The organism is Streptomyces sp. RKAG337, from assembly GCF_023701715.1.
GTDB lineage: Bacteria > Actinomycetota > Actinomycetes > Streptomycetales > Streptomycetaceae > Actinacidiphila.
The window spans coordinates 5,950,021-5,976,590 of record NZ_JAJOZA010000001.1 but is presented as its reverse complement, the minus strand read 5'-3'; the positions used below and the strand labels follow the sequence as shown (position 1 = coordinate 5,976,590).

26 protein-coding genes and 1 pseudogene are annotated in these 26,570 nt (G+C 72.2%); 14 read left to right on the top strand and 13 right to left on the bottom strand.

Annotated elements, in window-relative coordinates; all coding sequences use genetic code 11:
• Positions 1–47: 47 nt before the first annotated feature.
• Together LNW73_RS26510 and LNW73_RS26505 are read right to left on the bottom strand one after the other, a co-directional pair.
• Positions 48–221 (bottom strand): hypothetical protein, encoded by a 174-nt coding sequence (locus LNW73_RS26510; protein WP_187144815.1) that lies wholly within the window; start codon positions 219–221, stop codon positions 48–50.
• 112 nt (positions 222–333) lie between these two features.
• A complete protein-coding gene (locus LNW73_RS26505; RefSeq protein ID WP_250991614.1) occupies positions 334–2,091 on the bottom strand; it encodes an acyclic terpene utilization AtuA family protein in 1,758 nt (585 codons plus the stop codon).
• A 132-nt stretch (positions 2,092–2,223) separates the two neighbouring features.
• On the opposite strand from LNW73_RS26505, the gene LNW73_RS26500 reads away from it, so the two are divergent.
• From LNW73_RS26500 to LNW73_RS26480, 5 genes and pseudogenes are all read left to right on the top strand, one after another.
• Complete coding sequence (locus tag LNW73_RS26500; protein ID WP_250991613.1) at positions 2,224–3,375, top strand: DUF3533 domain-containing protein; 1,152 nt, start codon at positions 2,224–2,226, stop codon at positions 3,373–3,375.
• 55 nt (positions 3,376–3,430) lie between these two features.
• A pseudogene (locus tag LNW73_RS26495) lies at positions 3,431–3,829 on the top strand (ASCH domain-containing protein); the annotation flags it as partial.
• A 9-nt stretch (positions 3,830–3,838) separates the two neighbouring features.
• Positions 3,839–4,399, top strand: coding sequence for an NUDIX hydrolase (locus LNW73_RS26490; protein WP_250993044.1), 561 nt, complete (start codon positions 3,839–3,841; stop codon positions 4,397–4,399).
• Positions 4,400–4,540: 141 nt separating this feature from the next.
• On the top strand, positions 4,541–4,966 hold the full coding sequence (locus LNW73_RS26485) for a YidH family protein (RefSeq protein WP_250975142.1): 426 nt from the start codon (positions 4,541–4,543) through the stop codon (positions 4,964–4,966).
• A gap of 3 nt (positions 4,967–4,969) precedes the next feature.
• Positions 4,970–5,296, top strand: coding sequence for a DUF202 domain-containing protein (locus tag LNW73_RS26480; protein WP_250975143.1), 327 nt, complete (start codon positions 4,970–4,972; stop codon positions 5,294–5,296).
• A gap of 194 nt (positions 5,297–5,490) precedes the next feature.
• On the opposite strand, the gene LNW73_RS26475 is transcribed toward LNW73_RS26480, so the two are convergent.
• Together LNW73_RS26475 and LNW73_RS26470 are read right to left on the bottom strand one after the other, a co-directional pair.
• Positions 5,491–6,420, bottom strand: a complete 930-nt coding sequence (locus tag LNW73_RS26475) for an NADP-dependent oxidoreductase (protein WP_250991612.1) — start codon at positions 6,418–6,420, stop codon at positions 5,491–5,493.
• A 40-nt stretch (positions 6,421–6,460) separates the two neighbouring features.
• Entirely contained in the window at positions 6,461–7,993 is a 1,533-nt protein-coding gene (locus LNW73_RS26470) for an MFS transporter (protein ID WP_250991611.1), read from the bottom strand.
• A 150-nt stretch (positions 7,994–8,143) separates the two neighbouring features.
• Here LNW73_RS26470 and LNW73_RS26465 point away from each other — a divergent pair, with 150 nt between their 5' ends.
• Positions 8,144–8,581, top strand: coding sequence for a MarR family winged helix-turn-helix transcriptional regulator (locus LNW73_RS26465; protein WP_250975146.1), 438 nt, complete (start codon positions 8,144–8,146; stop codon positions 8,579–8,581).
• Between the two features lie 33 nt (positions 8,582–8,614).
• On the opposite strand, the gene LNW73_RS26460 is transcribed toward LNW73_RS26465, so the two are convergent.
• The gene (locus LNW73_RS26460) at positions 8,615–9,508 is read right to left on the bottom strand and encodes a hypothetical protein (protein WP_250975147.1); all 894 of its coding nucleotides are present in this window, start codon (positions 9,506–9,508) and stop codon (positions 8,615–8,617) included.
• A gap of 116 nt (positions 9,509–9,624) precedes the next feature.
• Positions 9,625–10,332, bottom strand: a complete 708-nt coding sequence (locus tag LNW73_RS26455; RefSeq protein WP_250975148.1) for a FadR/GntR family transcriptional regulator — start codon at positions 10,330–10,332, stop codon at positions 9,625–9,627.
• Positions 10,333–10,447: 115 nt separating this feature from the next.
• On the opposite strand from LNW73_RS26455, the gene LNW73_RS26450 reads away from it, so the two are divergent.
• From LNW73_RS26450 to LNW73_RS26440, 3 genes are read left to right on the top strand one after another with little or no spacing between them, the layout of a single operon-like run.
• Positions 10,448–11,005 carry a gluconokinase gene (locus tag LNW73_RS26450; protein WP_250975149.1) on the top strand — a complete coding sequence of 186 codons (558 nt, stop codon included), beginning with the start codon at positions 10,448–10,450 and terminating at the stop codon, positions 11,003–11,005.
• A 56-nt stretch (positions 11,006–11,061) separates the two neighbouring features.
• Complete coding sequence (locus LNW73_RS26445) at positions 11,062–12,459, top strand: GntP family permease (protein WP_250975150.1); 1,398 nt, start codon at positions 11,062–11,064, stop codon at positions 12,457–12,459.
• A 41-nt stretch (positions 12,460–12,500) separates the two neighbouring features.
• On the top strand, positions 12,501–13,439 hold the full coding sequence (locus LNW73_RS26440; RefSeq protein WP_250975151.1) for an MBL fold metallo-hydrolase: 939 nt from the start codon (positions 12,501–12,503) through the stop codon (positions 13,437–13,439).
• 217 nt (positions 13,440–13,656) lie between these two features.
• On the opposite strand, the gene LNW73_RS26435 is transcribed toward LNW73_RS26440, so the two are convergent.
• Together LNW73_RS26435 and LNW73_RS26430 are read right to left on the bottom strand one after the other, a co-directional pair.
• A complete protein-coding gene (locus LNW73_RS26435) occupies positions 13,657–14,937 on the bottom strand; it encodes a glucarate dehydratase family protein (protein ID WP_250993043.1) in 1,281 nt (426 codons plus the stop codon).
• Between the two features lie 80 nt (positions 14,938–15,017).
• Complete coding sequence (locus LNW73_RS26430) at positions 15,018–15,941, bottom strand: ADP-ribosylglycohydrolase family protein (RefSeq protein WP_250991610.1); 924 nt, start codon at positions 15,939–15,941, stop codon at positions 15,018–15,020.
• 156 nt (positions 15,942–16,097) lie between these two features.
• Between LNW73_RS26430 and LNW73_RS26425 the strand changes: the two genes are divergently transcribed.
• Positions 16,098–17,240, top strand: a complete 1,143-nt coding sequence (locus tag LNW73_RS26425) for a phosphotransferase family protein (protein ID WP_250991609.1) — start codon at positions 16,098–16,100, stop codon at positions 17,238–17,240.
• 6 nt (positions 17,241–17,246) lie between these two features.
• Positions 17,247–18,461 (top strand): acyl-CoA dehydrogenase family protein, encoded by a 1,215-nt coding sequence (locus tag LNW73_RS26420; RefSeq protein WP_250991608.1) that lies wholly within the window; start codon positions 17,247–17,249, stop codon positions 18,459–18,461.
• Between the two features lie 189 nt (positions 18,462–18,650).
• Here LNW73_RS26420 and LNW73_RS26415 read toward each other — a convergent pair whose 3' ends face one another.
• Positions 18,651–19,079: a hypothetical protein gene (locus LNW73_RS26415; RefSeq protein WP_250991607.1), complete on the bottom strand. Its 429-nt coding sequence runs from the start codon at positions 19,077–19,079 to the stop codon at positions 18,651–18,653.
• 127 nt (positions 19,080–19,206) lie between these two features.
• On the opposite strand from LNW73_RS26415, the gene LNW73_RS26410 reads away from it, so the two are divergent.
• Complete coding sequence (locus LNW73_RS26410) at positions 19,207–20,376, top strand: helix-turn-helix domain-containing protein (protein ID WP_250991606.1); 1,170 nt, start codon at positions 19,207–19,209, stop codon at positions 20,374–20,376.
• A 1-nt stretch (position 20,377) separates the two neighbouring features.
• Positions 20,378–20,824, top strand: a complete 447-nt coding sequence (locus LNW73_RS26405) for a GNAT family N-acetyltransferase (protein WP_250991605.1) — start codon at positions 20,378–20,380, stop codon at positions 20,822–20,824.
• 86 nt (positions 20,825–20,910) lie between these two features.
• Here the strand turns inward: LNW73_RS26405 and LNW73_RS26400 are convergent, their stop codons facing one another.
• From LNW73_RS26400 to LNW73_RS26385, 4 genes are read right to left on the bottom strand one after another with little or no spacing between them, the layout of a single operon-like run.
• Positions 20,911–21,897, bottom strand: a complete 987-nt coding sequence (locus LNW73_RS26400) for an NADPH:quinone oxidoreductase family protein (RefSeq protein WP_250991604.1) — start codon at positions 21,895–21,897, stop codon at positions 20,911–20,913.
• Positions 21,898–21,910: 13 nt separating this feature from the next.
• On the bottom strand, positions 21,911–22,510 hold the full coding sequence (locus LNW73_RS26395) for a TetR/AcrR family transcriptional regulator (RefSeq protein WP_138353295.1): 600 nt from the start codon (positions 22,508–22,510) through the stop codon (positions 21,911–21,913).
• Positions 22,511–22,565: 55 nt separating this feature from the next.
• A complete protein-coding gene (locus LNW73_RS26390; RefSeq protein ID WP_250991603.1) occupies positions 22,566–24,215 on the bottom strand; it encodes a class I adenylate-forming enzyme family protein in 1,650 nt (549 codons plus the stop codon).
• Entirely contained in the window at positions 24,212–24,994 is a 783-nt protein-coding gene (locus LNW73_RS26385; RefSeq protein WP_250980094.1) for an SDR family oxidoreductase, read from the bottom strand. Before LNW73_RS26385 ends, LNW73_RS26390 begins: the two co-directional genes overlap by 4 nt.
• 176 nt (positions 24,995–25,170) lie before the next feature.
• On the opposite strand from LNW73_RS26385, the gene LNW73_RS26380 reads away from it, so the two are divergent.
• Positions 25,171–26,538, top strand: coding sequence for a serine-threonine protein kinase (locus LNW73_RS26380; RefSeq protein WP_250993042.1), 1,368 nt, complete (start codon positions 25,171–25,173; stop codon positions 26,536–26,538).
• Positions 26,539–26,570 lie beyond the last annotated feature (32 nt).

Genomic DNA, 26,570 nt, shown 5'->3' with positions numbered 1-26,570 from the left:
TCGCGCACCGGTCCGCGGACGCCTCGGCACCCAGGATGCCCGGTGCCTCAGATGCCCGGGTGCACTCCGTGGACCAGGTCCATCGCCTCGCTGGTGTAGCGCTCGCGGGCGCTCAGGTCGAGGTCGGGGAAGTAGTCCTTGAGCCGGGTGACCACCTGCTGCTCGGACTCGTGGCAGTCGCGCAGCAGGAAGATCGCCTTGTGCAGAATCGACTGGTCCATCGGAATGCCCCCCTCGGAACGCCCACCCGCCTCTTGCGGTGGGCCGCTTCCCACGGTACGCAGACGACCGTCAGCACTTGGGCAAAGAGATCTCCGCGCCGGGCAAAGATGTCTACAGGCCAGGCAAAAGATCCATGGGGATGTCGACCGGGCGGGCCCGCAGGTACTCGCCCAGGCTCTTGGCCTGCGGGTCGGGGCGGGTGGAGGCGGCGACGCCCTCGCCGAGCAGGCCGTGCAGGACGAAGTTGAGGGCGCGCAGATTGGGCAGTTCGTAGCGGACGACCTCCAGCTCGGCGGCCTCCGGGAGCAGCAGCCGCAGCTCGTCGACGCCGAGGTGGGCGTGGAGCCACGCGTACGCCTCGTCGGTGCGGGCCCACAGGCCGATGTTGGCGTCGCCGCCCTTGTCGCCGGAGCGGGCGCCGACCAGCCGGCCGAGCGGTGCCCGGACGGTGGGGCCGGACGGCATGGCCGGACGTGGCTCGGCGCCGGCGGCCGGCCGCTCCTGTCGCACGCGCGCCACCGTCGGGGGCCTCGGCACGTCCAGCCTGGTGCCGTCGGCCAGCACGACCTGGGCCGGCACCTCGTCGGCGGCGACCAGCGCGGGCCAGTACACCCCGTACTCGGTGGGCCGGGGGGACGCCTGTTCCAGGTAGAAGCCGGGGTAGCTCGCCAGCGCCGTGCCCGCGACCGCGGTGAACAGCGCGCGGCCGACCTTGTCGCGGTCGGGGTCCTTGACGGTCAGGGTCAGCCGGGCGGTGTCGGCCGCCGGCCGTTCCATCCGCAGGTCGAACTCGTCGAAGCGGTCGCCGCCGCCCGTCGCGTCGAGCAGGGACGCCTCCGCGAACCGCGCCTTGGCCTCGATGTCGAGGCCGGTGAGCACGAAGGTGGCGCTGTTGCGGAAGCCGCCGAGGTAGTTGAGGCAGACCTTGAGGGTGTCGGGCGCGGGCTCTCCGCGGGTGCCGGTGACCCGGACCCGGTCGGGTCCCTCCTGCTCCAGTCGCAGGGTGTCGAAGCGGGCGACGACATCGGCGTTCAGGTACTCGGGCCGCTCGATCTCGTACAGCAGTTGGGCCGTGACGGTGTCGACGGTGACCGCGCCGCCGGTTCCCTCGTGCTTGGTGATGACGCAGGAGCCGTCGGGGTGCATCTCGGCGATGGGGAAGCCGGGGTGCACGGGGTACTCGATCTCGGTGAAGAAGGAGAAGTTGCCGCCGGTGGCCTGGGCGCCGCATTCGATGATGTGGCCCGCGGCGACCGCCCCGGCGAGCCGGTCCCAGTCGTCGAGCGCCCAGTCGAAGGCCCAGGCGGCCGGCCCGGTGACGAGCGCGGCGTCGGTGACCCGGCCGCAGATGACCACGTCGGCGCCGGCGCGCAGCGCGCGGGCGATGCCCCAGCCGCCGAGGTACGCGTTGGCGGTGACGGGCTCGATCCCGGAGTCGGCGAGCAGCCGGCCGGTGGACAGGTTGGCGAACCCGTGGCCCTTCTCGCGCAGCTCGGGGAGACGGTCGAGGAGGTCGTCGCCCTCCAGGTGGGCGATGGTGGGGTGGAGGCCGCCGAGCGCGGCCAGTTCGCCGAGTTTGGCGGCGAGTCCGGCCGGGTTGAGGCCGCCGGCGTTGACGACGACCTTGATACCGCGTTCCAGACAGCTGCCGAGCACCTCGTGCATCTGGGCGAGGAACGAGACGGCGTAGCCGGCGTCGGGGTCGCGCTGCCGGGCCTTCCACAGGATCAGCATCGTCAGTTCGGCGAGGTAGTCACCGGTCAATACGTCGATCGGACCGCCTTCGACCATCTCGCGGGCGGCGGACAGCCGGTCGCCGTAGAAGCCCGAGCAGTTGGCGATACGCAGGACGTCGAACGGTGCCGGCATGACGGTCACTCCTGGTCGGTGCTGGGCAGTGGTGGCCGCGCGCAGCATTTCGCGTGCGGTGGCCACCCGGCAAGGGGCCCGTACGGAGCACCCCCTCTCGCGTCGGAAGCGTAGGCCGCCTAACGTTCGTGCATGAGCTCTGCTGGGACGACCCCTCCGCCGCCGGACGAAACACCTTCCACCACCCCGGATTCCGGCGCCTCACGGGGTGTTCCGGCGCTGCCGGACGGATCGGGCGGGTTCGCGGCCGAGCTGCGGGACGCGATCAGTTTCCGGGCTTTCCTGCTGGTCGTCGGAGGTCTGCTGATCCAGCTGGCCTTCATCGTGTCGTACCTGGGCGCGTTCCACTCCCCCACCCCGCACCGGATCCCGGCCGCCGTCGTGGCGCCCGCGCAGGTGGCGGGCAAGGTGGCCGCACAGCTCAACGGGCTGCCGGGCGAGCCGGTGAAGGCGGTCGTGGTGGCCGACGAGGCCGAGGCGCGACGGCAGATCATGAACCGTACGGTGGACGCCGCGATCCTCATCAACCCGGCGGGCAAGACCGATTCACTGCTGGTGGCCTCCGCGGGCGGCCCCTCGGTGTCGCAGACCGCCGCGCAGATCGCGCAGAGCGTCGAGAAGACCCAGCACCGGCAGGTGACGGTCACCGACATCAAGGCCCCCAACAAGGAGGACGGCCGCGGGCTGAGCTCGTTCTACCTGGTCATCGGCTGGGTGGTGGGCGGCTATCTGACCGCGTCGATCCTGGGTGTGGCGGGCGGCGCCCGGCCGGTCAACCGGCACCGTACGGCGATCCGGCTCGGCACTCTCGCGCTCTTCGCGGTGGTCTCAGGACTCGGCGGGGCGATCATCGTGGATCCGGTGTTCTCGGCGCTGACCGGCCACTTCGTGGCACTGTGGGCGATCGGCGCGCTGGTGGTCTTCGCGGCCGCCGCCGTCACCACGGCTCTGCAGACGCTCTGCGGGATCATCGGCATCGGGCTGTCGATCCTGCTCTTCGTCGTGATGGGCAACCCGAGCGCGGGCGGCGTCTATCCGGCGTCGCTGCTGCCACGGTTCTGGAGCGCGATCGGGCAGTCCCTGCCGCCGGGCGCGGGCACCACGGCGGTCCGCAACACCGTGTACTTCGGCGGCAGCGCGACCTCCGGCCCGCTGTGGGTGCTGGCGGCCTACGCGGTCGCCGGTGTCGTCGTCGCGATGGCCACCGTCGTGGTGCGCGACCGCCGGGCGGGCGCCGGAACGGGTGCCGGGGCGGGTGCCGTCGCGGGCCAGGAGCCGTCCTAGGAAACGCCTTTGACGCCATGGCCCAGCCTTCGACGCCACGATCTAGGCTGGGTCCATGGGCTCCTACGATGATCTCCCGCCGTTCGAACTCGCCTTCCCGGGTCCGCTGCGCGACCGGCTGGTCGGCGCGGTCCTGTCCGGGGAGAAGACCTCCACGACCGGGCTCGTCGTGGACTACGAGTACTGCGGCGAGGCACTGCCCGTCGTCGGCGAACGGTCCGCGCTGATCGATTCGGCGGACCGGCCGGTGGCCGTGCTGGAGACCACGGAGGTCCGCGTGCTGCCGCTCGCCGAGGTCGATCTGGCGCACGCGGTGGACGAGGGCGAGGGCGATCGCACCGTCGCCGAGTGGCGGGCGAACCATGAGGGGTTCTGGCACGGCCCGGAGATGCGCGAGTCGATCGGCGACCCGGAGTTCACCGTCAGCGACGGGACGCTGGTCGTCGCCCAGCGGTTCCGGATCGTGGAACGCCTCGACCCGGAGACCGGCGCACCCGCGCGACCGCGCTCCGCGGACGAGCTGCTCGACATCGTCGATGAGAACGACGAGGTCGTCGGCCAGGAGCGGCGGGCCGAGGCGTACGCCCGCGGGCTGCGGCACCGCTGCGCGTTCGTGCTGGTGAAGGACGGCGAGGGCCGGACGTTCGTGCACCGCCGGACCGCGGTGAAGCTGGTCTTCCCCTCGCTGTACGACATGTTCGTGGGCGGGGTCGTCGGAGCGGGCGAGACCTACGACGAGGCGGCGCTGCGGGAGGCCGAGGAGGAGCTGGGGGTGTCGGGACTCGCGCGGCCCGTACCGCTGTTCAAGTTCCTCTACGAGCGGGACGGGCACTCCTGGTGGTCCCAGGTGTACGAGGTACGGTGCGAACTCCCGGTCTCCCCGCAGGCCGAGGAGGTCGCCTGGCACACCTTCCTGACCGACGGTGAACTGGAGCGGCGGCTGTCCGAATGGGAGTGGGTCCCGGACGGCCTCGACGCGTTCCACAGGCTGCGCGAGTGGCGTGGGCGGCCTCCTGCGGCGTAGCGTCCTGGCTGAAGAACGTGCTGGTGAAAGCCCCTGCCACCGCACACACCCCCGCACACACCACCGCACGCACCCCCGCCGGACACCGGCCGGACACCCGGCGTCCGGGTCCGGCACCGGGTCCGGACGTACAGTGACCGGGTGATCGTCTTCGTACGGGCGCTGCCCGGCAGGCTGCGGGCCGGGGTGTCGGCGGTCGGGCTGTGGTTCTCGCCGGCCCGCGTGCAGGCGGAGGGCGAGACGCCGGACTACCGGTTCTCGCTGGCCAACGAGCGCACGTTCCTGGCCTGGATCAGGACCGCGCTGGCGCTGATCGGCGGCGGCTTCGCGGTGGACCAGTTCCTGCCGGACCTGCCGCGCACCGTCCGGGTCGTTCTGGCGCTGGCGCTGCTGGCGGGCGGCGCGATGTGCGCGGTGCGGGCCGTCAACTACTGGGTGCGGTGCGAGCGGGCCATGCGCCGGAACGAGGACCTGCCGCTCTCCCGCTTCCCGACGCTGCTGGCCGTGCTCGTGGCGGGCATCGCGGTGGTCATGGTGGCGATCGTGCTGCTGGGCCGGGCGGGTTAGGCCGTGTCCGAGCCGCCGGTGGGAGTGCGGGACCGCGATCCCGGTCTGCAGCCGGAGCGGACCCGGCTGGCCTGGCGGCGGACGACCCTGTCGTGCGCGGTCGCCGCGGTGCTCGCGGGCCGGCAGGCGGTCCACCGGGGGCTGTCGGGCGTGGGGATCGTGGGAGTGGCGCTCGGCGCCCTGGTCTGGCTCGCCTTCCTGCTCGTCGCCCAGCGCAGGATCCGCCTCATGGACGCGCCGCGGCCGCCCGTGATGACGTCACGGGCGGCAGCGGCGGTGGTGGGGTGCACGGTGGCGCTGGCCGTCTTCGGCGCGGCCGTCCTGTGGTGACCACCGGGCCTCGGCGCGGCCGTCCTGTGGTGACCACCGGGCTTCGGCGCGGCCGTCCTGTGGTGACCACCGGGCTTCGGCGCGGCCGTGCTGTGGTGACGCCCGGGCCTCGGTGCGGCCGTGCCGTGGTGACAACCCGGCCGCCGGGGACCGGACGGGCCACAAGGTGACGTCCGGGCCCGGGGCCGGACGGGTCACATGGTGACGACGATCTTGCCGCGGGTGTGGCCCTCGGCGTTGAGCCGCTGTGCGTCCGCCGTCCGCTCCAGCGGGAACGTGGCGGCGACCTCCACGGTGATGACACCGGCCTCGGCGAGGTCGCTGAGCGCCGAGAGGTCCGCGGCGTCCGGGCGGACCCACTGGAACCGGCCGCCCATGCCCAGCACCGCCGGGTCGGCGATGGAGACCAGCCGGCCGCTGTCGGCGTCGGCGAGCAGGCCCGGGGAGACGGTCAGGGCGTCGCCGCCGACCAGGTCCAGTACGGCGTGCACGCCCTCCGGGGCCAGCGCCCGTACGCGGTCGGCGAGGCCGTCCCCGTAGGTCACCGGTTCCGCGCCCAGCCCGCGCAGGTACTCGTGGTTGTGCTCACCGGCGGTGCCGATCACCCGGGCGCCGACGTGCTTGGCGAGCTGGACGGCCATGGAGCCGACCCCGCCCGCCGCGGCGTGGATGAGGACCGTGTCGCCCTTGCCGACGTTCAGCTCGCCGAGGAGCGTCTGGTAGGCGGTCAGGCCCGCCAGCGGAAGGCCCGCGGCCTGCTCGAAGCTGAGGTTGGACGGCTTGCGGGCCAGCGTGCGGACCGGGGCGCCGACGTACTCGGCGAACGTGCCGCGGGACAGGAAGTCCTCGCGCACATAGCCGATGACCTCGTCGCCCTCCTCGAACTCAGGGGCGTCGGGACCGGTCCTGACGACGACGCCGGAGACGTCCCAGCCGGGAATGACGGGGTAGACCGCGTCGAGCATCGAGTCCAGGTAGCCGGCCTGCGCCTTCCAGTCGACGGGGTTGACCGCCGCGGCCCTGACCTTCACCAGGACGGTGTCCGGTCCGACCTTGGGGTCGGGGCGCTCGCCGTATTCCAGGGCCTCGGGCCCTCCGTAGCTGCGGTAACTGACGGCCTTCATGGTGATGGCTCCTGTACGCCGTGGGGGGATCGGGCGGGGATCAGACGACGCCGGCCTTGTCGGTCGCGTCGGGCTGCTCGGCCGCCTTGAGGGGGGACGGGACGGTACCGGCGGCGGAAGCCGTCACCTCGACGGTCCTGGGTCCGTGGTTGGTCCGCAAGCCGAGCCAGCTGACCAGCCCGACCAGGGCGAAGGAGACGGCCGCGATACCGAAGGTGAGGCTGAAGCCGGATTCGGCGGGCAGCGGCGGCGCTCCGGCGGGCAGGTGCTCGATGGTCTTCGACGCCAGGATCGTGGTGACCACGGCGCTGCCGATCGCGCTGCCGGTGGAGCGGGAGATCGAGTTGATGCCGTTGGCGATGCCGCTCTGGTGGTGCGGGACGCTCGCCATGATGACGGCGGGCATGGCCGCGTAGCCGAAACTGACGGCCGCACCGACGATGAGGCCGGCGCCGATCACCGAGGCGGTGTGGCTGTGGTCGAGGGCCAGCCAGCCGAAGCCGGCTGCGCCGAGCACGGCGGCCAGGCCGAGCACGACCCGCGGGCCGCGGTGCCGGACGAGACGGCCGCCGATGGGCGAGGCGAGCAACGAGACGATCGCGCCGGGGAGCAGGAACTCGACGGAGGCCCGGAGGATGGACGCGTCGAAGCCGTAGCCGGTGAGCGCCTTGGGCATCTGGACGAGGTAGGAGACGCCCAGGAAGTTCGCGAACATGCCGAAGCCGACGAGGATCCCGGCGAGGTTGGCCATCAGCACCGGGCGGTGGACGAACATCCGCATGTCGACCAGCGGCTCGCGGACCTTGAGCTCGGTCAGCACCCAGACGGCGCCCATGACGACGGCACCGGCGAAGCTGCCCAGCGTGCGGCCGGAGGCCCAGCCCCATTCGTGGCCCTGCGAGATGGGCAGCAGGAGCAGCAGGAGGGCGATGCCGAGGGTGAGCGCGCCGAGGATGTCGGTGCGGCCGCCGGTCTTGTGCCGGGTCGCGGGGACCATGGTGACGACCGCGACCAGGGCGAGGACGGCGAAGCCGGTCGCCATCCAGAACGCGTTGCGGTAGTCGGCGTCGGGGCCCGAGGTGAGCAGGCCGGTGGCGACCAGTGCGAGGCCACTGCCGAAGGCGAGGGTGCCGCTGACCAGCGCCATCGCACCGGGCAGCTTCTGCGGGCGGACCTCTTCGCGCAGGACCGACAGCGCCAGCGGGAAGATCGCGGTGGCGGCGCCCTGGAGCACCCGGCCGAGGATGAGCAGCGGCAGGGAGGTCGCCAGGGCGGCGATGACGGAACCCACGACCATGACGCCCAGTACGGCCACCAGGGTCGGCTTCTTGCCGTGCTGGTCGCCGAAGCGGCCCAGCAGCGGGGTGAAGACCGCGGCGGACAGCAGGGTCGCGGTGGTCACCCAGCTGACGTTGGCGGTCGAGGTGCCGAGGTCGTTGCGGATCAGGCCCAGGATCGGGACGGGCAGGGTCTGCATCATCGACACGACCATGGCGGCGAGGCTCAGGGCGAAGACGATGACCGTCTCGTTCCGGTGCCCCGCTTCGGCGGGTGCGGTGGTGGCTTGGCTCATGGCTGGCGGGTCCTTCTCATTGCTTCACACCAATGCTTCACAACTTGGATGCTTGATGTCGTCAAGCAACTCGACAGACGGTAGACCTCAATAGTTAAGGACGTCAAGTTAATGATTGATGTCGTCAAGCATTTTGAGTACACTCCACCCATGAGCGCCACCACGAACGTCCCGACCAAGCTCGAGCTCCTGGAGCTGCTGGCCGCCATCGGCACCGCCCAGTGGCGGGATTTCGCGGCCGCCGCCGCCCACCACGGCCTCACCTCCACCCAGGCCAAGGTCCTCGCCCAGCTCGACGGGCCGCTGCCGATGCGCGGTCTCGCGGCGCTGCTGGTGTGCGACGCGTCGAACGTCACCGGGATCGTGGACCGGCTGGAGGCGCGGTCGCTCGTCCGCCGCGAGGCGGACCCCGCCGACCGGCGGGTCAAGAACGTCGTGGCGACCGACGAGGGCCGCGACACCATCCGGCGCGTGCGCGAGGAGATGCAGGCGACGCACGGCGCGCTCGACGCCCTGGACGAGGACGAGAGCGCGACGCTCTACGCCCTGCTGGGACGGCTCCGCCCGGCGATGGAGAACAACGCCTGACGGTGCCGAGGCCGGCAGAGCGACCCGCCCGCGTCAGCGGCGGCGCAGCGCCGCCGCGAGCGCCCGCACCTCACGCCGCGCGAACCCGGGCTCCCGCCCCAGCGCGCGGACCAGGTCGTCACGTACCGCGCGGGTGCGGCCCGCCTCGACCAGCGCCAGCGATTCGGCGAGCGCGGCCGGGAGCGACGGGTGGTACCAGGGCTCCCCGGCGTCCTCGTCGAACCAGCGGACGGCCGGGAACGAGCTGTGCACCTTGGGCTGGTGGTCGCCGAACCACGACCAGGTCCCGGGGTCGAGCGACACATTGACCACATGGCCGGCGGGCAGCGTCCGCACCCACGGGCGTGACGCGTCCTGCTGCCAGCGCCAGTGCCCCGGGCTGGTCCTGCCCCGCTGGGTGACGCCCACGTAGCGCAGCTTGCGGCGGATCACCGGCCACGGCTCGCGGCTCTCCTCGATCCAGCCGGCGAGCGCGCGGTGCAGGGTGTCGAAGGTGTTGCCCCGGTACACGACGTCCACGAGGGCGACCGGCCGCTTGCGGCGGGCCAGCGCGTACGGGTCGAGCCCCGCCGCGGCGAGATGCTCGCGGAAGCGCGCCCGCATCGCGGGCGTCCAGCCCCGGTCGCTGGTGCACGAGACCGGCAGCCGCAGCAGCCGGCCCTCCCACGACGAGCCCTCGAACGCACCGGTCAGCAGGTCGTACATGCTGTCCAGCGACCGTCCGACGAAGCACAGGTCGGCGCCGTCGGAGCGGGCCAGCACCTTCGCGGCGCATTCGGTGAGCGACGGCAGATAGCGGAGCCGGATCGGCGGCGCGCCCTCGGTGAGCGCGCCGAGCCGGTCCGGTCCGGCACCCGCGGACGTGGCGAGGTTCCAGCGGAACGGCTGCGGCGGGGCGGCGGGGGACGCGGGCGGTCGAGCGGGCATACGCCCCAGTGGATCACCGCCGGCCGACCGGGTCACCCGGTTTTCCGGCCACGGCCCGCGGAGGGCCGTACGGCCGGCCCTCCGGCGCCAGGATGTGACGGGCCGTGCGGCCGGCTCTACGGCGCCAGGATGTCCAGTTCGCGCAGCGCGCCCACGCAGATCTCCCGCATCAGGCTCTCCGCGCCCGCCGCGTCCCGCGCCCGGACCGCCTCGGCGACCCGTACGTGCAGGGTGACCGCCTCGGGGTCGGGGGCGGTGAACATCACATGGTGTTCGGTGCGGCCGGTCAGCACCTCGGCCACGACGTCGCCGAGCCGGGCGAACATCTCGTTGCCCGAGGCCTGGAGCATGACGCGGTGGAACGCGACGTCGTGCACCAGGTACTCGCCCAGGTCCGCGGCGCGGCCGGCCGCGGCCATGTCGGACGCGAGCACCGTCAGTTCCCGGCACTGGCCCGGCGTGGCGGCCTGGGCGGCGAGCCCGGCGGCCACCGGCTCGACGGCGGTGCGCAGCATCGTCAGCGAGCGCAGCTGGCGGGGGCGGTCCGCACCGGCCAGCCGCCAGCGGATGACCGCCGGGTCGAAGACGTTCCACTCCTCGGTGCGCCGCACCGTGACGCCGACCCGGCGGCGGGTCTCGACCAGGTGCATGGCCTCCAGGACGCGGACGGCCTCGCGGACGACGGTGCGCGACACCCCGTACCGCACTTCGAGTTCGTCGATGCGCAGCACCGTGCCGGGCGGGTAGCCGCCCGAGGCGATGGCGGGCCCGAGTTCGGCCAGTACGCGGGCGTGCAGGCCGCCGCTCTCTCCCTGCTGAGGCATGGGTGACAGCCTATGTGCCACCACCTTGGTATGACGTTTTCAGAGCGAACTCTTGAATAAGTAGTACCTATGGCGTTTATTGGTGCCAGCCGCTTGCACAAGGAGGTACGAGCGCATGACTGCCGAACCCGCGCAGCACCAGCCACAGCACCAGCCGCAGCACCAGCCGATCCCTCCGGTCGTCGTCGTCATGGGCGTGTCCGGATCGGGCAAGTCCACGGTCGGCGGCCTGCTCGCCGAACGGCTGGGGGTCCCCTACGCCGAGGCGGACGACTTCCACCCGCCGGCGAACATCGCCAAGATGTCGGCCGGGCATCCGCTGGACGACACCGACCGCGAGCCGTGGCTGGACGCCATCGCCGCCTGGGTCGCCGAACGCGAGGGGCTGGGCGGTGTGGTCAGCTGTTCCGCCCTGCGCCGCCGCTACCGCGACCGGCTCCGCGCCGCCGCCCCCCGGCTGTTCTTCCTGCACCTGGACGGGCCGCCCGAGGTGATCGCCGCGCGGCTCGCGGCCCGCATGCAGCACTTCATGCCGCCCGGCCTGCTGCGCTCGCAACTCGACGCCCTCGAACCGTTGGGCGAGGACGAAATCGGCACCGCCGGTGCCGTCGTCACGATCGACGGCGGCCCGCAGCAGATCGCCGAGCGCGCGTACGCCGCGCTCCCCCGCTGACCCCAACACTCCCCCGCTGACCCCCACATCCGCCGCCGTCCCCCTGGAGTACGAACGTGTCTGCACTCAGCGTCGAGTTGCTGGCCGCGACGACCGCGCCGCCCATCACCTCCGCCGGTGACACCCAGGTCGGCATCGCCGCACTCGTCGGCATCGCCGTCATCATCGTCCTGATCACCCGCTGGAAGGTGCACGCCTTCCTCGCCCTCACCATCGGCTCGCTCGTGCTCGGCGCGGTGGCGGGCGCACCGCTGGCGAAGGCCGTCACGAGCTTCACGACGGGCCTCGGCTCGACGGTCGCGGGCGTCGGCGTGCTCATCGCGCTCGGCGCCGTCCTCGGCAAGCTGCTGGCGGACTCGGGCGGCGCCGACCAGATCGTCGACACCATCCTGGCCCGCACCAGCGAGCGCCGGATGCCGTGGGCGATGGCGGGGATCGCGGGCCTGATCGGGCTGCCGCTCTTCTTCGAGGTCGGCATCGTGCTGCTGATCCCGGTGGTGCTGCTGGTCGCCCGGCGCGGCAACTACTCGCTGATGCGGGTCGGCATACCGGCGCTGGCCGGGCTCTCCGTCATGCACGGCCTGGTGCCGCCGCACCCCGGTCCGCTCGCCGCCATCGACGCCATCCACGCCGACCTCGGCACCACCCTGGCGCTCGGCGTCCTCGTCGCGCTGCCCACCCTCGCCATCGCGGGGCCGCTCTTCGGCCGGGTGGCCGACCGCTGGGTGAAGGTCGACCCGCCGGAGAACCTCACCCCGGCCCGCGCCTCGGACAAGCTGGAGCACCGCCCCAGCTTCGCCGCGACGGTGTGCACGATGCTGCTGCCGGTGGCGCTGATGCTCGCCAAGGCGCTGGTGGACGTCATCGTCGACGACAAGCAGAGCCTGGTCTTCCGGATCTTCGACGTGGTCGGCACCCCGCTGATCGCGCTGCTCGCCGCCGTCGTCCTGGCCATGTTCACCATGGGCCGCGCGGCCGGGTTCACCAAGGAACGGATCTCGTCGACCGTCGAGAAGTCGCTCGCCCCGATCGCCGGGATCCTGCTCATCGTCGGTGCGGGCGGCGGGTTCAAGCAGACGCTGATCGACGCCGGGGTCGGCAACATGATCCTCAACTGGTCGGACAGCTGGAACATCTCACCGCTGCTGCTCGCCTGGCTGATCGCCGTCCTCATCCGGGTCGCCACCGGCTCCGCGACCGTCGCGACGATCTCCGCGGCCGGCCTGGTGGCACCACTCGCGGCCGACATGTCGACAACTCATGCGGCGCTGCTGGTACTCGCCGTCGGAGCGGGCTCGCTGTTCTTCTCGCATGTCAACGACGCCGGGTTCTGGCTCGTGAAGGAGTACTTCGGGATGGATGTCCCGCAGACCCTCAAGTCCTGGTCGACGATGGAGACAGTGATCTCTGTGGTGGCCCTAGGCTTCGTCCTGCTGCTCTCGCTCGTTCTGTAGGGCGAGACGGCGTTCAGAGGACAGTTCTGGGGAGGGCACGCATGGGCACGACGGCGATTGTCGACACGACCGGCACGGAGCCGTATCTCATGGAACTGGCTCCGGACGTCCATGCGTTCTGCCAGCCCGACGGCGGCTGGTGCCTGAGCAACGCGGGCTTCGTCAGTGACGGCGCGAGCACCCTGCTCGTGGACACCGCCGCCACCGAACGCCGCGCCCGGCTGCTGCGGGACGCCATCGCCACGGCGGGCGCGCCGCACCCGCAGTACGTCGTCAACACCCACCACCACGGCGACCACACCTACGGCAACGGCCTGTTCGCGGCGGGCGGCTCGGCCGTCGTCGGGCACACCGCGTGCCGCCGGGAACTGCTCGCCGCCGGCCGCCAGCTGCACGGTGTCTGGCCCGACGTCGACTACGGCGACATCGAGATCACCGCGCCCACTATCACGTACTCCGAATCGATGCGGCTGCACACGGCCGACTCGGAGGTGCGGCTGTTCCACCCGGGGGTGGCGCACACGCCGGGCGACACCATCGTGTGGCTGCCGCGCCAGCGCATCGTCTTCACCGGTGACCTGGTCTTCAACGGCGGCACGCCGTTCATCCTGATGGGGTCGCTGACCGGGTCGCTGCGCGCGCTGGACCTGCTGCGGTCGCTGGACGCCGAGATCGTCGTCCCCGGGCACGGCCCGGTCACCGACCCCGGCGTCTACGACACCATGGAGCGGTACCTGCGCAACCTCGGCTGTCTCGCGGAGACCGGCCGCGCCGCCGGCCACACCCCGCTGCAGACCGCCCGCGCCGCCGACCTCGGTGCCTTCGCCCAACTCCGCGAGTCCGAGCGGCTGGTCGCCAACCTGCACCGGGTCTACGCCGAACTCGACGGCATCGCGCCGGGCGCCCCGCTGGACGTGGCGGCGGCGTTCGCCGACATGGCGGAGATGAACGGCGGCGTGCCGGTGGCCTGCCACGCGTAATGCCCTTCCGGCGGATCATGGCGCCCGGTCCTGTCGGCCTGCGGCCGGGCGGCGGCCCCGCCGCGGCAGAACGTGAGGCTCCCCCAGCACCTGTTCACGGCGGTGACCGGTCCTCCGCGACACCGGGAGCCGCCGTTCCGGGTGGGGCCCGCGCGTGATCGGCCGGACGGGCCTCAGCGGGGCTTGTCGGGCCGCGAGCCGCCGCCCGGCGGCAATGTCACCAGCGCGGCACCGTCGGCGTCTGCCACCCCGGGTCGGCCAGGCGCATGGCTGCCGCGTCGTCGCGGTCCCGCATCGTGCCGTCGTCGTCCAGCCACCGCTGGTGGAGGACCCTGAGGGCGTCGCGGTCGAGTTCGACGCCGAGGCCGGGCGCGTCGGAGACGGTGAGCCGGCCGTCGGTGAAGACGTGCCGGGACGTGATGACGTCGTCGGTCTGCCAGGGGTAGTGCGAGTCGCAGGCGTAGTCGAGGTTGGGGACGGTCGCGGCCACGTGGGTCATGGCGGCGAGGCTGATCCCCAGGTGGGTGTTGGAGTGCATGGACAGGCCGACGCCGAAGGTGCGGCAGATCGCGGCCAGTTCACGGGTGTTGCGCAGCCCGCCCCAGTAGTGGTGGTCGGACAGGACGACCTGGACGGCGCCCGTCGCGAAGGCCTCCCGGATCTCCGGGAAGGTCGTCACGCACATGTTGGTGGCCAGCGGCACCTCGGTGCCGGCCGCGACCTCCGCCATGCGGGCGGTGGTGCTGGCCGGGTCCTCCAGGTACTCGAGGACGTCGCCGAGTTCGGCGGCGACCCGCAGCGACGTCTCCACGGACCAGGCGCCGTTGGGGTCCAGCCGCAGCGGCCGGCCGGGGAACTCCTCGGCCAGCGCCCTGACGGCGGCGATCTCCTCGTCGGGCGGGAAGACGCCGCCCTTCAGCTTGAAGGAGGCGAACCCGTACGTGTCGGCGAAGCGGCGGGCCTGGGCGACGACGCCGGCCGGGTCGAGCGCGGCGCCCCAGTCGTCCCGAGGCGTGTCCGCGCCGGGGTGGTGCGCCCAGCGGTAGAAGAGGTACGCGCTGTACTCGACGGTGTCGCGGACCTTGCCGCCGAGCAGGGTGTGCACGGGCAGGCCGAGGATCTTGCCGAGCGCGTCGAGGCAGGCGACCTCGAACCCGGAGATGACGGAGAGCCGCAGCTTGTCGGCGGTCTGCACCCCGCGCAGCCCGCCCACGTCGACGGAGTCGGAGACGTCGCCGGGGTCGCCGCAGACCTGCTCGGCGAGCGTGAACAGCCCGTTCAGATCGCTGACCGCACGGCCGGGCAGTGCCTTGCCCAGGGGCGCGGCGAGCTCCAGGTACCGGCTGTCGCCGTACGTCTCACCGACGCCGACCGTGCCGTCGGCGGTGACCACCTCGATGATCAGGCGCGGGGTGAAGGGCTGGTGCACGCCCTGGGTGTTGAGCAGCGGCGGGTCGGCGATCAGGATCGGGGTGAGCCTGACCTCCGTCACCGTCAGTGCCCCGGCGTCCGTCCGTGCCCCGGCGTCCGCCGCCGCTGTCTGCGTATGTGAATACCGTTCACCCATAAGTCCAGAGGCTAGGCGGGGGCCGAGTCCGCGTCAACCCATGCCGGGAGCGCCTCCCTGGCCGCGTGCCAGGCCGCCGGCAGGGCCGCGACCCCGGTGCGGGCGGCGACCACACCGCCCGCGATGGCGCAGGTGGTGTCCATGTCGCCGCGGCCGGCGACGGTGGCCCACAGGCACTCCTGGAGGTCGTCGGGGTGGTTGCCCGCGCACCACAGCGCGAACGGGACCGTGTCGGGGGCCGACACCCGGTACCCCGAGCCGAGCACCTCGGCGGCATGGCGGACCGAGGCGTACTCGGACATCCGGGAGGCGGTGCGCAGGCCGGAGCGGACGTCGGAGACGTCGAGCCGGTCCGCGACGGAGCTGAGGAAGTCGGCACGGGCGGGGGCGGGGCCGCCCCGGCCGCGGGCCGCGAGCGCGGCGGCGACCGCGACCGCCACGGCTCCGGCGACGGCCTCGGGGTGGTGGTGGGAGACGGCGGCCTGGTGGGCGGCCAGTTCGGCGACCGCGTCCAGATCGCCGCTGTGCCAGGCGCCGAGCGGGGCCACCCGCATGGCGGCCCCGTTCCCCCAGGAGCCCTGGCCCTCGAACTGCTCGCTCACCACTTCCTGCCACGGCTCCCCCGCACCGATCCGGCGGAGCACGTCGTGCATCGAGGGACCGTAGCCGCGGTGGTCGTCGGCGGCGTACTCGTCGGCGAGGCGGCGCGCCAGCCGGTCCTGGTCGACCGCACCGCCGCTCTCCGCCAGCTCCCGGAAGAGCGCGAGCGCCTGCGCGGTGTCGTCGCTCCACAACCAGGTGTCCTGCGGCGGCAGAACGCGTTTCTCCAGCGCCTCTGGACCGGCGAGCCGGAGCACCGAGAACCAGCGGTCGCCGAAGGCGTCCCCGTGGGCGAGTCCGTGGAGCGAGTCCAGGGCGGCGGCGGGGATGTACATCTAGGCTCCTCGAAGGGCATGGACGGACCGCCAGTCTCCCAGCCGGAACCGGCCCACAACACCGGATTCCGGATCCCTACTGGACGACATACCGACTGGTCGGCATGATGGCAGGAACGCCAGGACCAAGGTGTGCCGGGTGGTGAGGAGCAGACGATGAGCGGTACGGACAATCCACCGGGCGACGGTACGGGCAATCCACCGGGCAATCCACCGGCCGATCCGGCGGCCGGCCAGGCCGATACGGCGGGCGGCCAGGCGGGCAATGCGGCGGGCAATCCGCCGGGGCTCGACCTCGGTCGGCTGCGCGAGCACCTGGACCGGCAGCGGCCGGGACTGGTGCGCGGCACCCTGCGCGCCCGGCTGATCGAGGGCGGCCGGTCCAACCTGACGTACGCCGTCACCGACGGCGTCTCGCGGTGGGTGGTGCGGCGGCCGCCGCTCGGGCACGTCCTGGCCACCGCGCACGACATGACGCGCGAGCACCGGGTGATCAGCGCGCTGAGCGACACCCCGGTTCCGGTGCCCGGCACGGTGCTGCTGTGCGAGGACCCCGAGGTGATCGGCGCGCCGTTCTACGTCATGGACTTCGTGGACGGCACCCCGTACCGCACCTCCGCGCAGCTCGCCGCGATCGGCCCGGAGCGCACCCGCGCGGTCGTGCTGGCCCTCGTCGACACCCTGGTGGACCTGCACGCGGTGGACCCGGCGGCAGCCGGTCTCGACGGCTTCGGACGTCCCGAGGGCTTCCTGGAACGGCAGTTGCGCCGCTGGGGCAAGCAGCTGGAGGCGTCCGGCAGCCGGGACCTGCCCGGTATCGCGGAACTGCACGCCGCGCTCGGCAAGGCGCTGCCCGCCTCGCCGGCGCCCACCGTCGTGCACGGCGACTACCGGCTCGACAACGTGCTCGTCGGCGACGACGACCAGGTCAGGGCCGTCCTGGACTGGGAGATGTCGACGCTGGGCGATCCGCTCACCGACCTCGGCCTGCTCGTCATGTACAGCGAGCAGGAGACCGTCCCCGACGCGCCCGTGTCCACCACCGGCGACGCGCCGGGCCACCCCAGCGCCCGCGAACTGGTCGAGCGGTACGCCGAGCGCTCCGGCCGCGACACCTCCACCATCGACTGGTACACGGCCTTCGCGTACTTCAAGCTCGCCGTGATCCTCGAGGGCATCCACTACCGCTACACGCTGGGCCAGACCGTCGGCGCCGGTTTTGACCGGATCGGCTCGCTGGTCCCCGCGTTCATCGACCGCGGGCTGCTCAAGCTCCGGCTCCAGCCCCAGGAGGACTGAGGACTGATGGATTTCGCCTACGACGCCCGTACCGAGGAACTGCGGACGCGACTGACCGCGTTCATGGAGGAGCACGTCTACCCGGCGGAGCCGGTCTTCGCCCTCGAGCGCGAGCAGGCCGAGGGCGACGCCCGCTGGTCCGCGCCGCCCGTCGTGGAGGACCTGAAGGCGGAGGCCAAGCGGCAGGGGCTGTGGAACCTCTTCCTGCCCGGCGAGCGCGGGGCCGGGCTGACGAACCTGCAGTACGCACCCCTGGCCGAGATCACCGGCCGCAGCCCGCACCTGGCGCCGCCCGCACTGAACTGCGCCGCGCCCGACACCGGGAACATGGAGGTGCTGAGCGAGTTCGGCACCGAGCAGCAGCGCAAGCAGTGGCTGGAGCCGCTGCTCGCCGGTGAGATCCGCTCCGCGTTCGCGATGACGGAACCGGACGTCGCCTCGTCCGACGCCACGAACATCGAGACGCGGATCGAGCGCGACGGTGACTCGTACGTCATCAACGGCCGCAAATGGTACATCTCCGGGGCGATGAACCCCAAGTGCGCGATCATGATCGTGATGGGCAAGAGCGACCCGTCGGCGGAACGCCACCGCCAGCAGAGCCAGATTCTCGTGCCGCGTGACACCCCCGGCGTCGAAGTACGCCGCGGCATGCGGGTGTTCGGCTACGACGACGGCGACCACGGCGGCCACGCCGAGGTGGTCTTCACCGACGTCCGGGTGCCGGCCGAGAACCTGATCGGCGAGGAGGGCGGCGGCTTCGCCATCGCCCAGGCCCGGCTCGGTCCTGGGCGCATCCACCACTGCATGCGCCTGATCGGCATGGCGGAGCGCGCGCTCGAGCTCATGTGCCGGCGGGCGACGGACCGGGTGGCGTTCGGCAAGCCGATCGCCGAGCAGGGCGTGGTCCAGGAGTGGATCGCGGAGGCACGGGTCGAGATCGAACTGCTGCGGCTGCTGGTGCTGAAGACGGCCTGGCTGATGGACACGGCCGGCAACCGGGGCGCCCACACCGAGATCCAGTCGATCAAGATCGCCACGCCGGCCGCGGTGCAGTCGATCATCGACCGGGCGATCCAGGTGCACGGGGCGGGTGGCGTGGGTCAGGACTTCCCGCTGGCGGAACTGTGGGCGGCGGCGCGGACGTTGCGGTTGGCGGACGGGCCGGACGAGGTGCATAAGCGCTCACTCGCGCGCCGTGAACTGAAGAAGTACGTGTAGCGGTTGGGGTAAGCCCGCGGCGCCGTCGTGGGTCGGGGCCGGGCTCTCCGGCGCGAGGGTTCGAAATCGTATATTTACGGGCCTGGCGGCCCACAAATACACGGCAGCATTTCGAACCCCCACGCCTGCGATCCCGGCCCCTCACGTTCGAGCCCACCCGGCTCGACCCGGTTCGACGGCAGCGGGGGGTCAGCGGGAGGGCGGCGCGAAGGGTTCCCTGTCACGGTATCGGGGCCTGCCGTCGGTGCTGTCAGGGTGTTGGTCGAGCGGAATCACCCGGTACGCGATACGGCACTTGGCGTCCGCGTAGAGGAGCCGGCCGGGTCCGGAAGCCCTGGGTCGGTACCCGATGGGAACTGCGGCCGGGGCGAGGATCGGGTCGTGGCAGTAGTGACACCAGTCGTGCGGCTCAGCAACGACGGTCGCCCCGCAGGACGGCTCGCACGCGTACAGCTCGACGTAGTCGGCATGTGCGCCCGTGCCCATGGGCACGGGACCGAGCGACCGGGCACGGTACAGACGCGCCTTGCAGAGCGCGCAGTTCAACCCCTGTAGCTGGTTGATCGCCAGCCGTTCCGGGTCGATCGCCGGCGGCTCCTCGATGTGTTCCGTGCCCACGACTTCTCCCTGTCACCATGAGTGATCGGCTTGTAGGAGTAGCGTTACGTGCACGGGCAGCAGGGCCTAGGAGATGGGTGTCCGCTGCCGTCCGCGCCCCTGCGGACACTGCGGACACGGGGTGATGATGAACGAGGAGACGTTCGGACAGGCGCTCCGTCGGCTGCGCGGCAGCCGCTCCTTACGGGATCTCGCACAGCTCGCCACCTGTGGGAAGTCCTACGTGGCCGACCTGGAGACCGGCCGGCGCCGTCCGACACGGGCGATCGCCGCCGCCCTCGACACGGCCCTCGAAGCGCACGGCGAGTTGATCGCACTCGCCGCCGTCCGCGCGGGCCTGCCCCTCCTCGCCCAAGCTGCGGCCCTACAGCTCGGATTGTCCGACACCCTCGCCGCAGGGCCCATGACCGACGCGGGCCTCAACGAGTGGGATTACACCGTCGCGCGGCACGGGCGGGCGACCCGGTTCCGGCCCGAGGGCGAACTGTTACCCGAGCTGCTCGGCGATTTCGCCGACCTGCAACGGCTCCTCGGGCACCGTCATTCCGTTCACGTCCGGCGTCGGCTCACGCTGGCCGTGGCGCACATGTCGGGGTTGATGGCCCTCACCCTGCTCAAGCTCGGTGACGCTTCGAGCCGCGATTGGTGGCGCACCGGCCGGGCCGCCGCGGCGGCAGCGGAGGACCGGGAGGTCCTGTCATGGATGTACGCGCAAGAGGCATACCAGCAGTACTACGGCGGCGACATAGAGGGCGCCGTCGAGCTGGCCTGCCGGGCGCAGCATCTCGCGGGCGGTCTGCCGTGCGTGGGGACTGCCCTCGCAGCTCCGCTGGAAGCCCGCGCTCACGCTCTGCTGGGCCGCCGAGAGGAAGCCGACGCGGCACTTGCAGCAGCGGAGACCGCGCTCGGCCGGCTCGATCCTGCCAACCGGATCGGTAGCGCCTTCGGGTACAGCGAGTCGCAGTTCAGATTCCACAGCGGCAACGCCTGGACGCACCTGCGGGAGACGGCTCGTGCCGGTGAGCAGCAGGCCCGCGCGCTGGAGCTGTACCCGCTCGGAGACCACACGGACCGCGCGCTCATCCACCTTGATCAGGCCGTGTGTCTCGCGGCCGACGGGGATCCCGCGGGGGCCGCCGTCCTGGCGACCGAGACCATCGTGACCCTGCCCGCCGACCATCGCTCCGCGCTGATCATCTACCACGCCCGAGAACTGGCAACTACTGTTCCCGGGGCACGGGAAGGGCGGGCGCTGCGCGAGGTGTTGGCGCTGCCCCCCGGCGAGAGGGACAGCTGACATGGTGAACATCGAGCGGGCGACCGTGGCGGACGCCGGGACGATCTCCGAACTCCTCGGTGAGATCGAGGCGCATTACGGCGGCGACCCCGTGCCCGGCGACATCGACCAGATTCACGCGGCGCTGTTCAGCGCGCAGCCCCTGGCTACGGTTCTGCTCGCGCGCGAGGGCGGCAACGTCGTCGGCCTGGCCAGCTACTCGTTCCTGTGGCCTGCGGCCGGCGCCGAGGCATCGCTCTACCTGAAGGAGCTGTACGTCCGTGAGACGGGCCGCCGCCGTGGTGTGGCTGGTGCGTTCATGGCCAAGCTGCGTGAAGCTGCCGATGAAGCCGGCTGCACCCGGGTCGAGTGGACGGCGGACCGGGACAACCCGCCGGCACTCGCGTTCTACGAGGCGTTCGGGGCGGAGCCTCGCGACGGAAAGGTGTTCTACCGTTGGGGCAAGTGACGGCGGCGGGCCACGGCGCCCGGTAGCCGGGGACGCAGAAGGTCCCGCCCGGGGTGGGCGGGACCGCTGCGCGGCCGGGGGCGGGGTCAGTCGTTCACGACGACCACTCGGCCGGTGGTCTTGCCGTCGGCTACTCGTTGGACCGCTTCCGCCGCGCCCGCGAGGGGGACGCGTTCGCTGATGTGGGGCTTTACGCTTCCCTCGGTGGCGAGGCGGGTGAGGGTTTCGTGGGCCTGGAGGACGGCTTGGGGGTCCTTGGTGTTGTAGAGGCCCCAGTGCAGGCCGAGGATCGAGTAGTTCTTGACGAGGGCGTGGTTGAGGCCGGGGGTCGGGACCGTGCCGCTGGTGAAGCCGACGATGACGATGCGGCCCTCGAAGGCGATGCACTTCGTCGACTTGGTGTAGGCGTCGCCGCCGACCGGGTCGTAGACGACGTTCGCGCCGCGGCCGTTGGTGGCTTCCTTGACGACGGCCACGAAGTCCTCGCTGTACCGGTCGACGACGATGTCGGCGCCGAGGTCGCGGGCGACCTTCGCCTTGTCGGGGCCGCCGGTGACGCCGATGACGGTGGCGCCGGCGGCCTTGCCGAGCTGGATGGCGGCGCTGCCGACGCCGCCGGCGGCGGCGTGCACCAGGAGGGTCTCGCCGGGCTGGAGGGCGGCGCGGCGGTGGAGTCCGAACAGGCCGGTCTGGTAGCCGATGTGCAGGGCCGCGGCCTCGGCGTCGTCGAGGGCGTCGGGGGCGGGCAGTACGGTCGCGGCGCTGATGACGGCGAGCTCCGCGAAGGCGCCGTGCGGCAGGGATGCCGTGGAGATGACGCGGGCGCCGATGGCGAGGCCCGTCACGCCCTCGCCGAGGGCGAGGATCTCGCCGCACAGTTCGACGCCCGGGGTGAACGGCAGCGGCGGGCGTATCTGGTACTGGCCGCGGCACAGCAGGGCGTCGGGGAAGTTGATGTTCGCGGCGCGTACCCGCACCAGCACCTCACCTGGGCCGGGCTGCGGGTCCGGTACCTCGTCGAGGCGCATCGCCTCGCGCGGCTCCCCGTTCTCGTGCACGCGCCATGCCTTCACCGGGTACCTCCAGTTATCGGGGCTGCCGCACCGAGTGCAGCAGCATGTCTGCGAAGTCCTCGGCGACCGTGGTGGCGGACAGCGGGCCGTCCGCGCGGTACCAGGTGCCGAGGTGGTGCACCGAGCCGAAGAAGTAGTCGACGACGAGGTCGGGCCGCAGTTCGACGCGGAAGATCCCCTCGCGCTGGCCCTCCTCGATCAGCGCCCGGAACTTCTCGTGGTAGCGGCGGCGCTCGGCGCGTACCGCCTTCTGCTTCTCCGGGCTCAGCTGGTGCATCGACCGGAAGAAGATCTTGGTGTCGTCCAGGTTCTCGATGCTGGTGACGACGACGTCGGCGGCGGCCTCGGCCAGCCGGGTGGGCACCGGGGCGGCCTGGGCGGCGATGGAGTCGAGACGCTCGGTCTGCAGCCGCAGGACGCGGGCGTAGATCTCATGCAGGAGATCGTCCTTGGAGCCGAAGTAGTGGTAGAGCGCGCCCTTCGTCACCCCGGCCGCCTCGACGATCTCCTGCACCGAGGTGCGGTCGTAGCCGCGCTCGGCGAAGAGGCGGGTGGCCTCGGCGAGCAGCCGCTCAGGTACCGCGGTTGCCTTGGTGGTCGTGCTGCGTGCCATGGCCTGCCCTTTCTCCGCACCGATGCGCCGGTCGACATTCCGACCGGTATGGACCCTATCCGGCGCGGGCCTTCAGTTCGCGCCGGAGGATCTTGCCGCTCGTGGTCTTGGGCAGCTCTTCGAGGATCTCCACCTCGCGCGGGTACTTGTACGCGGCGAGCCGCTCCTTGCAGTACGCGATGAGGTCCGCGGGTTCCGCGGGGCTGTCCGGCCGCAGGCTGACGTACGCCTTGACGCTCTCGCCCCGGTACGCGTCGGGGATGCCGACGACGGCGGCCTCGCGGACGGCGGGGTGGGTGTAGAGCACGTCCTCGACCTCGCGCGGCCAGACCTTGAAGCCGGACGCGTTGATCATGTCCTTCTTGCGGTCGACGACGTACAGCCAGCCGGCCTCGTCCATGAAGCCGATGTCGCCGGTGCGCAGTTCGCCGCCGGGCAGGGCCGCCGCCGACTCCTCGGGGCGGTTCCAGTAGCCGGGGACCACCATCGGGCCGCGGACGCCGATCTCGCCGTGCGTGCCGAACGGTACGTCCGCGCCGAGTTCGTCGAGGATCCGCACCACCGTGTCGGGGCCCGGGACGCCGACGGACAGGGTGCCGGACTCCGGGTCGACGGGTGCCTCCTGGCCGGCCGGGACGCTCGCGCAGGGCGCGGTGCACTCGGTCAGGCCGTAGCCGTTGCGTATGTAGGGCCCGAACCGCTCGCGGAAGCCCTCGACGACGGCGGGCGGCAGCGGGGCGCCGCCGGAGTAGATGTAGTGGAACGACGCGAAGTGCTCCCGGGTGGCCTCCGGGCGGGCCATCAGCGCCATGAAGGCGGTGGCGGGGCCGACGGTGTAGGCGGGGCGGTACTCCTGGAACGCCTCCAGGACGACGCCCGCCTCGAAGCGGTTGGTGAGCGCCAGGGTGGCGCCGTTGGCGATGGCCGAGGAGAGCTGGGCGACCATGCCGGTGATGTGGAACAGCGGCGCCATCGCGAAGATCACCGAGCCGTCGGGCAGGGCGAGCATGCTGCGCTGCCGGTCGGCGTTGTAGGAGATGTTCCCGTGGGTGTTCATCGCGCCCTTGGGGGCGCCGGTGGTGCCGGAGGTGTAGCTGATCAGCGCGGTGCCGTGGCGCTCGGGGGCCGCGGTGGGCGGCGGTCCCGCGGCCGCGCGGGCCGCGGTGAGCAGGTCCTCGGCGTCGGTGGCGGGGAACCGGTCGCCGGGCAGTACGCGGGGGTCGTCGCGGGTCTGCAGGTCCAGTTCGCTGGTGACGAGCGCGATCGAGACCTCCGATCCGGCCACGGTCTGCCGGACGTAGCCGTCCCAGGCGCGGTCGGAGCAGACGATCGCCCGGACCCCGGCGTCGGCGAGGATGTGGGCGAGCTCATGCGTCTTGTACATCGGGTTGACCGGCACGACCGTGCCGCCCGCCTTCCACGCGCCGAGCAGCGTGATCACGAACTGCGGGACGTTCTGCAGCATGAGCGCGAGCCGGTCGCCGGGTTCGAAACCGCGTGCCGTCAGATGGTTCGCCAGGCCGTCGGAGAGCTCGTCGACCTCGCGGTAGGACAGCCGTCCGTCGAAGTAGGCGAGGGCGGCGCGGTCCGGGACGCGGGCGACCGAGGTGCGGAAGGCGTGCAGCACGCTCGGCGGGGCGTCGGGCAGTGAGCGCTGCTCCTCGGTGAAGTGCCGGAGCCACGGCTTGGCCGCGTACGAGATCACGTGCGGTCCCCGCCCTCTGAGCCCGTGAGGTGCTCCAGTTTCTGCTGCAGGCGGTTCATCCCGTCGATCCAGCGCTCCGGCTCCGCGGCGCGGGCCGCGTAGTACCCGGCGACCTCGGGGTGCGGCAGGATCAGGAACTGCTCGGCGGCGATGCCGGCCATGACGGCGTCGGCGAGCTCCTCCGGCTCGATCGCGGTGGGCGCGAGCACCAGCTCGCCCGCGGTGCCGGCCGCGCGCATCATGTCGGTCCGCACGCCCTGCGGACAGACCGCGTGCACGCGGATGCCGCGGTGCCGGTAGGTGAGCGACAGCCACTCGGCGTAGGCGTAGGCGCCGTGCTTGGTGACCGAGTAGGGCGCGGCGCCCACCATGGTGAGCAGCCCGGCGGCGGAGACGGTGGCGATGAAGCGGCCGCTGCCGCGTTCGAGCCATTCGGGCAGCAGCTCGCGGGCGGCCCGGACGTGGCTCATGACGTTGACGTCCCAGGAGCGCTCCCACTCCTCGTCGGTGGCGTCGGGGCCGCCGGTGCCGACACCGGCGTTGGCGCAGAAGACGTCGATCGTGCCGCCGAGCGCGTCGCGTGCCTTGCCGACGACGCCCGAGGCGTCGCCCGGTACGGCGATGCCGCCGATCTCGTCGGCGACGGCCTGCGCGGCTCCGGCGTTCAGGTCGTTGACCACGACCCGCGCGCCTTCGGCGGCGAATCTGCGGGCCAGCGCGGCACCGATGCCGCCACCTGCCCCGGTGACGACCACTCGGGCATCGCGCAGTGTTTCCACGACCACGATCGTGTCTCCTTCGACTCGACTGGCTACGGCTCCTCTCGCATACTAAGCGGTCGGTCAGGTCGACGGAAGAGCAAAATCGTATGCGCGGGGTATGGCCGGTCTCCTCCCTGTTCGGGATGATGCGCGCACATGGCGCGGATCGATCCGAGGTGACCGCTGTGACAACGATGAGCGTGCAGCCCTACTGGGAACTGACCTTCGACGCGGACGGGGACGTGGACACCCGGCAGCGTGATCAACTGCTGGCGGGGGTGGCCGCCGAGGGGGTCACCGATCTGGTGTTGTTCTCGCACGGCTGGAACAACGACCAGTCCATGGCGACCTGGCTCTACGACCGGTTCTTCGCACCCTTCCCCGGGCTGCTCGGCGCGGGAACGGGCACCGGAACCAGCACCGGCACCGGAACCCGGGTGCGGCTCGGCTATGTCGGCGTGCTGTGGCCCGCCATGCGGTTCAGCGACGAGCCCATCCCGGACTTCACGCCCTCGCTGATCAGCCCCGGGACCGCCCCAGCCACCTCCCCCGGCGGCCGGACGGAGCTCAGCGAGGAGACGTGCCGGGCCCTGGCCAGTACGTTCCCCGGCCAGGACGCGACGGTGCGGCGGCTGGCGGAGCTGCTGCGGGAGCGTCCCGACTCCCCCGACGCGTTGGGGGAGTTCGCGCGGCTGGTCCGCGACCTCGTGGCGCTGCCGGCGGGCAGCCCCACCGCCGCGTTCGCCGCGGACTCCGGTGACGGCGGACCGCAGCCCGACCCGGCGATCCTCGCCGACGACCCGGTCGGGCTCTGCGCGGAGCTCACCGCGGCGCTCCAGGAGACCGGCGTCGATCTGGGCCCCGACGAACCGGGTGAACAGCGGCTGCTCGGCGGGCTCGGGAAGAAGCTGTGGAACGGCGCCCACGAACTGCTGCGGCAGGCCACGTACTTCGCGATGAAGCGGCGGGCCGGCACCGTCGGCCAGCACGGCCTCGGCCCGGCGCTGGGCCGGCTGTCGCAGTCGGCGGGAACGGTACGGGTACATCTGGTGGGGCACAGTTTCGGCGCCCGTCTGGTGTCGTTCGCGCTGCTCGGACTGCCCACCGGGGCGCACAACGTCAAGTCCGTGACGCTGCTCCAGGGCGCGTTCTCGCACTACGCGTACGCACGGCGACTGCCCGGCGACGCGTCGCACTCGGGGGCGCTGCGCGATGCCGAGAACCGGGTGGACGGGCCCGTGGTGTCCTGCTTCTCCAGCCACGACACCGCGCTCGGGGTGATCTACCCGCTCGCGTCACGGCTGTCGCGCGACGACTCCTCGCTCCTCGGGCTCGGCGACCGCTGGGGCGCGATGGGCCACGACGGCATCCAGGCCGTCGACGGCACCCGGCGGGCGACGATCGAGGACGCCCGCGCCGGCCGGTTCCCGGTGTCCGGGTGTGTGAGCGTCGACGTGTCGGCCGTGGTGTGCAGCGGCTCCCCGCCAGCGGGCGCGCACAGCGACATCTGCCACGAGGAACTGGCGCGCGTGGTGCTCGCCGCGGGACGGATCTCGCACTGAGACTCCGTCCCGCGGCGCGCACCTGCTCCGTT

Coding starts and splice junctions, on each gene's coding strand:
- LNW73_RS26510 (WP_187144815.1), bottom strand. CDS start 221: ATGGACCAGTCGATTCTGCACAAGGCGATCTTCCTGCTGCGCGACTGC.
- LNW73_RS26505 (WP_250991614.1), bottom strand. CDS start 2,091: ATGCCGGCACCGTTCGACGTCCTGCGTATCGCCAACTGCTCGGGCTTC.
- LNW73_RS26500 (WP_250991613.1), top strand. CDS start 2,224: ATGAGCTCTGCTGGGACGACCCCTCCGCCGCCGGACGAAACACCTTCC.
- LNW73_RS26475 (WP_250991612.1), bottom strand. CDS start 6,420: ATGAAGGCCGTCAGTTACCGCAGCTACGGAGGGCCCGAGGCCCTGGAA.
- LNW73_RS26470 (WP_250991611.1), bottom strand. CDS start 7,993: ATGAGCCAAGCCACCACCGCACCCGCCGAAGCGGGGCACCGGAACGAG.
- LNW73_RS26465 (WP_250975146.1), top strand. CDS start 8,144: ATGAGCGCCACCACGAACGTCCCGACCAAGCTCGAGCTCCTGGAGCTG.
- LNW73_RS26460 (WP_250975147.1), bottom strand. CDS start 9,508: ATGCCCGCTCGACCGCCCGCGTCCCCCGCCGCCCCGCCGCAGCCGTTC.
- LNW73_RS26455 (WP_250975148.1), bottom strand. CDS start 10,332: ATGCCTCAGCAGGGAGAGAGCGGCGGCCTGCACGCCCGCGTACTGGCC.
- LNW73_RS26450 (WP_250975149.1), top strand. CDS start 10,448: ATGACTGCCGAACCCGCGCAGCACCAGCCACAGCACCAGCCGCAGCAC.
- LNW73_RS26440 (WP_250975151.1), top strand. CDS start 12,501: ATGGGCACGACGGCGATTGTCGACACGACCGGCACGGAGCCGTATCTC.
- LNW73_RS26430 (WP_250991610.1), bottom strand. CDS start 15,941: ATGTACATCCCCGCCGCCGCCCTGGACTCGCTCCACGGACTCGCCCAC.
- LNW73_RS26425 (WP_250991609.1), top strand. CDS start 16,098: ATGAGCGGTACGGACAATCCACCGGGCGACGGTACGGGCAATCCACCG.
- LNW73_RS26420 (WP_250991608.1), top strand. CDS start 17,247: ATGGATTTCGCCTACGACGCCCGTACCGAGGAACTGCGGACGCGACTG.
- LNW73_RS26410 (WP_250991606.1), top strand. CDS start 19,207: ATGAACGAGGAGACGTTCGGACAGGCGCTCCGTCGGCTGCGCGGCAGC.
- LNW73_RS26405 (WP_250991605.1), top strand. CDS start 20,378: ATGGTGAACATCGAGCGGGCGACCGTGGCGGACGCCGGGACGATCTCC.
- LNW73_RS26395 (WP_138353295.1), bottom strand. CDS start 22,510: ATGGCACGCAGCACGACCACCAAGGCAACCGCGGTACCTGAGCGGCTG.
- LNW73_RS26380 (WP_250993042.1), top strand. CDS start 25,171: ATGAGCGTGCAGCCCTACTGGGAACTGACCTTCGACGCGGACGGGGAC.